Annotated in this window: 2 protein-coding genes and 2 pseudogenes; 3 read left to right on the top strand and 1 reads right to left on the bottom strand. The window is 69.6% G+C overall.

Annotated elements, in window-relative coordinates:
* A pseudogene (locus ABDV68_RS18105) lies at positions 1-523 on the top strand (SAM-dependent methyltransferase); the annotation flags it as partial.
* Between the two features lie 54 nt (positions 524-577).
* On the opposite strand, the gene ABDV68_RS18100 reads toward ABDV68_RS18105, so the two are convergent.
* A complete protein-coding gene (locus tag ABDV68_RS18100) occupies positions 578-2,836 on the bottom strand; it encodes an NADP-dependent malic enzyme (protein ID WP_343521494.1) in 2,259 nt (752 codons plus the stop codon).
* Between the two features lie 337 nt (positions 2,837-3,173).
* Here ABDV68_RS18100 and ABDV68_RS18095 point away from each other — a divergent pair, with 337 nt between their 5' ends.
* Complete coding sequence (locus tag ABDV68_RS18095; protein ID WP_343521493.1) at positions 3,174-3,851, top strand: hypothetical protein; 678 nt, start codon at positions 3,174-3,176, stop codon at positions 3,849-3,851.
* A gap of 286 nt (positions 3,852-4,137) precedes the next feature.
* Positions 4,138-5,525: pseudogene (locus tag ABDV68_RS18090) on the top strand (DNA mismatch repair protein MutS); the annotation flags it as partial.

Genomic DNA, 5,525 nt, shown 5'->3' with positions numbered 1-5,525 from the left:
CGACGCCTCGCGGATCGACCCCGCCGCCCGGTTCGACATGGCGGTCTCGCGCTTCGGCGTGATGTTCTTCGACGATCCGGTCGCGGCCTTCGCGCGCCTGCGCGGCATGATGACGCCCGGCGCCCCGCTCGCCGCGATCGCCTGGCGCTCGCCCGCCGAGAACGCGTTCATGACCACCGCCGAGCGCGCCGCCGCGCCGCTGCTGCCCCCGCTCCCGCCGATGGAGCCCGGCGCGCCCGGGCAGTTCGCCTTCGCCGATGCGGAGCGCGTCCGCGCGATCCTCGGCGAAAGCGGCTGGCGCGGCGTCGAGCTCACCCCGATCGACATCGAATGCGCGATGCCCGAGTGCGAGCTGCTCCCCTATCTGTCGCATCTCGGGCGGATCGGCATCTTCCTGCGCCAGGTCGACGCGGCGACGCGCGACCATGTGCTCGACACCGTCCGCGCCGCCTTCGCGCCGTTCGTCGAAGGCGACACCGTCCGCTTCGCCGCCGCCTGCTGGATGATCGAAGCGCGGGCATAGGATGCCTCAATCCTCCCCCGCCAGGGGGAGGATTGGAGAATCTCAATACCGCCCCTAGCGCGCGATCCCGCCCGCCGCGAGCACCGCCAGCGTCACCAGCTCGCTCGCGGTGCTCGTCATCGGCGCGACCTGGACGGGCTTCTCCATCCCCACCAGCATCGGTCCGATCATCGAGTCGCCGCCGAGCTCGCGCAGCAGCTTGGCCGAGATATGCGCCGACTGCAGCCCGGGCATGATCAGGATGTTGGCCGGGCCCGAGAGCCGCGCGAAGGGATAGTTGGCGAGCTGGCGCGGGTTGAGCGCGACGTCCGGCGCCATCTCGCCCTCATATTCGAAGCTCACCCCGCGCGCGTCGAGCACCTTCACCGCCTCGCGGATATTCTCGAGGAACGCGCCCTTGGGATTGCCGAAGTTGGAATAGCTCAGGAACGCCACGCGCGGCTCGTGCCCCATGCGCCGCGCGACCTGCGCCGTCTCCTCGGCGATGTCCGCCAGCTCCTCGGCATTGGGGCGCTCGTTCACCGTCGTGTCGGCGATGAACACGGTGTGGCTCTGCCCGACCATGATGTGCACGCCGAACGCCGTGCGCCCATCGCCCACGTCGATCACGCGGCGGATTTCGCGCAGGCTCTGGGCATAGGGGCGGGTGATGCCGGTGATCATCGCGTCGCCCTCGCCCAGCTGGAGCAGCAGCGAGCCGAAGATGTTGCGGTCCTGGTTGACCATCCGCTCGCAATCGCGGCGCAGGTAACCGCGGCGCTGGAGCCGCGCATAGAGGAAGTCGACCATCGCCGGCACCAGCGGCGAGTGGCGGCTGTTGTGCAGCTCGAAGCTCTCCGGATCGGTCACGCCGAGCGCCTTGAGCCGGTCGACGACATCGTCGCGCCCGACCAGCACCGGCGTACCGTAGCCGCCTTCGCGGAACGCGATCGCCGCGCGCAGCACCACTTCCTCCTCGCCCTCGGCGAAGATCACGCGCTTGGGATGCGCGCGCGCGCCCTCATAGGCCAGCGTCAGCACCGACGTCGTCGGGTTGAGGCGTCCGCGCAGCGTGTGGCGATACGCCGCCATGTCGAGGATCGGCTTGGTCGCCACGCCCGAGTCCATCGCCGCCTTGGCGACCGCCGCGGGGACATTCTCCATCAGCCGCGGATCGAACGGCGCCGGGATGATATAGTCGGGGCCGAAGCTGTGCGCCCGGCCATAGGCCATCGCCACTTCCTCGGGCACCTGCTCGCGCGCCAGCTCGGCGATCGCCTGCGCCGCGGCGATCTTCATCTCGTCGTTGATCCCCGTCGCGCGCACGTCGAGCGCCCCGCGGAAGATGAACGGGAAGCCGAGCACGTTGTTGACCTGGTTGGGATAGTCCGAGCGCCCGGTCGCGACGATCGCGTCGGGGCGCACGCTCTTGGCGAGCTCGGGCCGGATCTCGGGCTCGGGATTGGCCATCGCGAAGATGATCGGCGCCGGCGCCATGTCCTTGACCATCTCGGGCTTGAGCGCACCCGCGGCCGACAGGCCCAGGAACACGTCCGCCCCGACCAGCGCCTCGGTCAGCGTCGCACGGTCAGTGGCGACGGCGTGCGCCGACTGCCACTGGTTGATGCCCTCGCGGTCAGGCGTGATCACGCCCTTGCGGTCGCACATCAGCACATTCTCTTGCCGTACGCCCATGCCCTTTATCAGCTCGGTGCAGGCGATCGCCGCCGCGCCCGCGCCGTTCACCACCACCTTGATCTCGCTGAGACGGCGTCCGGTGAGCAGACAGGCGTTGATCAGGCCGGCCGCGGTGATGATCGCGGTGCCGTGCTGGTCGTCATGGAACACCGGAATGTTCATCCGCTCGCGCAGCGTCTGCTCGATGATGAAGCATTCGGGCGCCTTGATGTCCTCGAGGTTGATCCCCCCGAAGCTCGGCTCGAGCAACTCGACCGCATCGATGAAGCGGTCGACATCCTCGGTCTTGAGCTCGAGGTCGATCGAGTCGACGTCGGCGAAGCGCTTGAACAGCACCGCCTTGCCTTCCATCACCGGCTTCGACGCCAGCGCCCCTAGATTGCCCATCCCCAGGATCGCGGTGCCGTTGGAGATCACCGCGACGAGGTTGCCCTTGGCGGTATAGTCGTAGGCGGTCGCGGGATCGTCGGCGATCGCCTGCACCGGCACCGCCACGCCCGGCGAATAGGCCAGCGCCAGGTCGCGCTGCGTGGTCAGCGGCTTGGAGGCGACGATCTCGATCTTGCCGGGCCGGCCTTCCGAGTGGAACAGCAGCGCCTCGCGCTCGGAAAACTGCACATTGGCTTCTTCTGACATTCTTCTCTCCCGGCTGCCCTCCCTTTAGGCACGCCCCCGCGCCACCGCAATCTGGGGGTTTGCAAGGAGATCGCGGCACTGCCGTTACGGCGCGGGCGGCTGCCGCCTGAATTCTGTGCGAAAATCCGCACAAGTCATGCACCTGCAGCGGAATTGAATCCTCCCCCGCCAGGGGGAGGTGGCAGGCGCAGCCTGACGGAGGGGAGGAAGCGATAACGCCTGTGGCGAGTCCTCCCCCCTTGGTCGCACTTCGCGCGCCACCTCCCCTTGGCGGGGAGGATTTAGAATCAAGAGCCCCCGCGTTGTCGGCGCCCCTCACCTTCGCTATCCAACCGAAATGACCTCGCCAACGCCCGAGCAGGATCGCATCGCTCAGCTCGAAGCAAAGGTCGCCGAGCTTTCCACGCGCGACGGCGGGCTCTCTGGCCGGCTGACCAAATTGCTCAAGCTGATGCCCTGGCTGATGGCGAGCCATTTCCTGATCGGCGCGCCCGCTTTGCTGATCTCGCTCGGCGTCGCCTACGCCACCTTCGTCCAGGCCGAGGCGACCAGGAAGATGCAGCAGGCCGACGCCTGGCCGTTCCTCTCCTACGGCACCAGCAACGTGAACGAGAAGGGCGAGCGCGTGATCTCGCTCGTGCTGTCCAACAACGGCGTCGGTCCAGCGCTGCTCGGCCCGATCGAGATCCGCTACCAGGGGAAGCCCGTGCGGAATCCGGTCGACCTGCTGCGCAAATGCTGCGGGCCCGACGGCATCCGTGGGCTCAGCATGTCCACCTCGCCGTCGTCCGACATCGTCGCCCCGCCGCGCGAATCGATCAACTTCATGCAGATCGCCGAGACGCCCGCGAACAAGGCGCTGTGGAGCCGCTTCGAGAAGGAGCGGTGGAAGCTCCAGGTGCGCTCCTGCTACTGCTCCATCTTCGACGAATGCTGGGTGATCAACGGCGCCCAGTCGCGCCCGCAGGCGGTCAAGCAATGCCCCACCGACTGGGTGCGATTCCGCGAGCGCTAGGACTCACGACGACCTGAACAAATCCTCCCCCGCCAGGGGGAGGTGGCATGCGCAGCATGACGGAGGGGGAGGACGGCGATGCGCCTTGACGGCTCGGAAGACGGCCACCGCAATATCGGAGCCGGTCGCCGTCCTCCCCCTCCGTCGCCTTCGGCGCCACCTCCCCCTGGCGGGGGAGGATTGGGCGAGTCCCCCCTCCCTCCACAATTTTACGCCATCCCACCTCTTGCCGCCCGCGCGTGAAACCCTATCGAGGGCCGTGATGGCCGACGCCGCTCCCACCCCGATGATGGCGCAATACCTCGCCCTCAAGGCGGAGGCCGACGACTGCCTGCTCTTCTATCGCATGGGCGATTTCTACGAGCTGTTCTTCGACGACGCCAAGCTCGCCAGCGGCGTGCTCGACATCGCGCTGACCGCGCGCGGCGAGCATGGCGGCGAGCGCATCCCGATGTGCGGCGTGCCCGCGCACGCGATGGACGGCTATCTCGCCCGCCTGATCAAGGCCGGGCACCGCGTCGCCATCGCCGACCAGATCGAGACGCCCGAACAGGCGAAGAAGCGCGGCGGCTCCAAGGCGCTGGTCGCGCGCGCGATCATCCGCGTCGTCACCGCCGGCACGCTGACCGAGGAATCGCTGCTCGACAGCCGCAGCGCCAACTGGTGCGCCGCGGTCGGCGAGGCGGCGGGCGAGACCGCGATCGCCGCCGCCGACATCTCGACCGGCCGCTTCGAGATCCTCGAATGCGCCGCCGACGCGGTGGGCGCCGCGCTCGCCCGGCTCGCCGCCGCCGAGGTGATCGTCGCCGAGGGCAGCGAAAGCATCCAGGCCACCAGCACCCGCCCGCGCGCCGAGTTCGACAGCAGCCGTGGCGAGGCGCGGCTCAAGCAGCTCTATGGCGTCGCCACGCTCGACGGTTTCGGCCAGCTCGGCCGCGCGGCGCTGTCCGCCGCGGGCGGCCTCGTCGCCTATCTCGAGCACACCGCCAAGGGTGCCTTGCCCTTCCTGCGCCCGCCGCGCGTCACCCGCTCCGACGCGTGCATGGCGATCGACGCCGCGACGCGCGAGAGCCTCGAGCTGACCCAGAGCCAGGCCGGCACGCGCAAGGGCAGCCTGCTCGACTCGGTCGACCGCACCGTCACCGGCGCCGGTGCGCGCCTGCTCGGCGCCGACATCGCCGCGCCGCTGATGGACCGCGCGACGATCGAGGCGCGGCTCGACCTCGTCCAGCGTTTCCATGACGAGCCGGGCATGCGCGAGGACCTGCGCGCCGCCCTCCGCGCCCTCCCCGATATCGGCCGCGCGATCGGCCGCCTCGCCGCGGGCCGCGGCTCCCCGCGCGACCTCGGCCAGCTGCGCGACGGCCTCGATGGTGCGTGGCGGCTCGGCGAGACGCTGGGCAAGCTCAACGCCCCCTCTGCCCTTCTCGCCACCCTCGCGCCCGACCTTCGCGGCCATGGCGCTCTCATCGACCTGCTCCAGCGCGCGCTCGTCCCCGCCCCGCCGATCGACGCCGCGAACGGCGGCTATATCGCCGAGGGCTATGACGCCGCGCTCGACGACCTGCGCGACGCCGGCGCCGGCGGCCGCCGCGCGATCGCCGCGCTCGAGGCCGAGTTCAAGCAGCGCACCGGCATCGCCGCGCTCAAGATCAAGCATAACGGCGTGCTCGG

Origin of the sequence: Sphingomonas sp. (genome assembly GCF_039595165.1) — a bacterium.
In the GTDB taxonomy this organism is placed as follows: Bacteria; Pseudomonadota; Alphaproteobacteria; order Sphingomonadales; family Sphingomonadaceae; genus Sphingomonas.
This window is presented reverse-complemented; position numbering and strand designations above follow the sequence as displayed.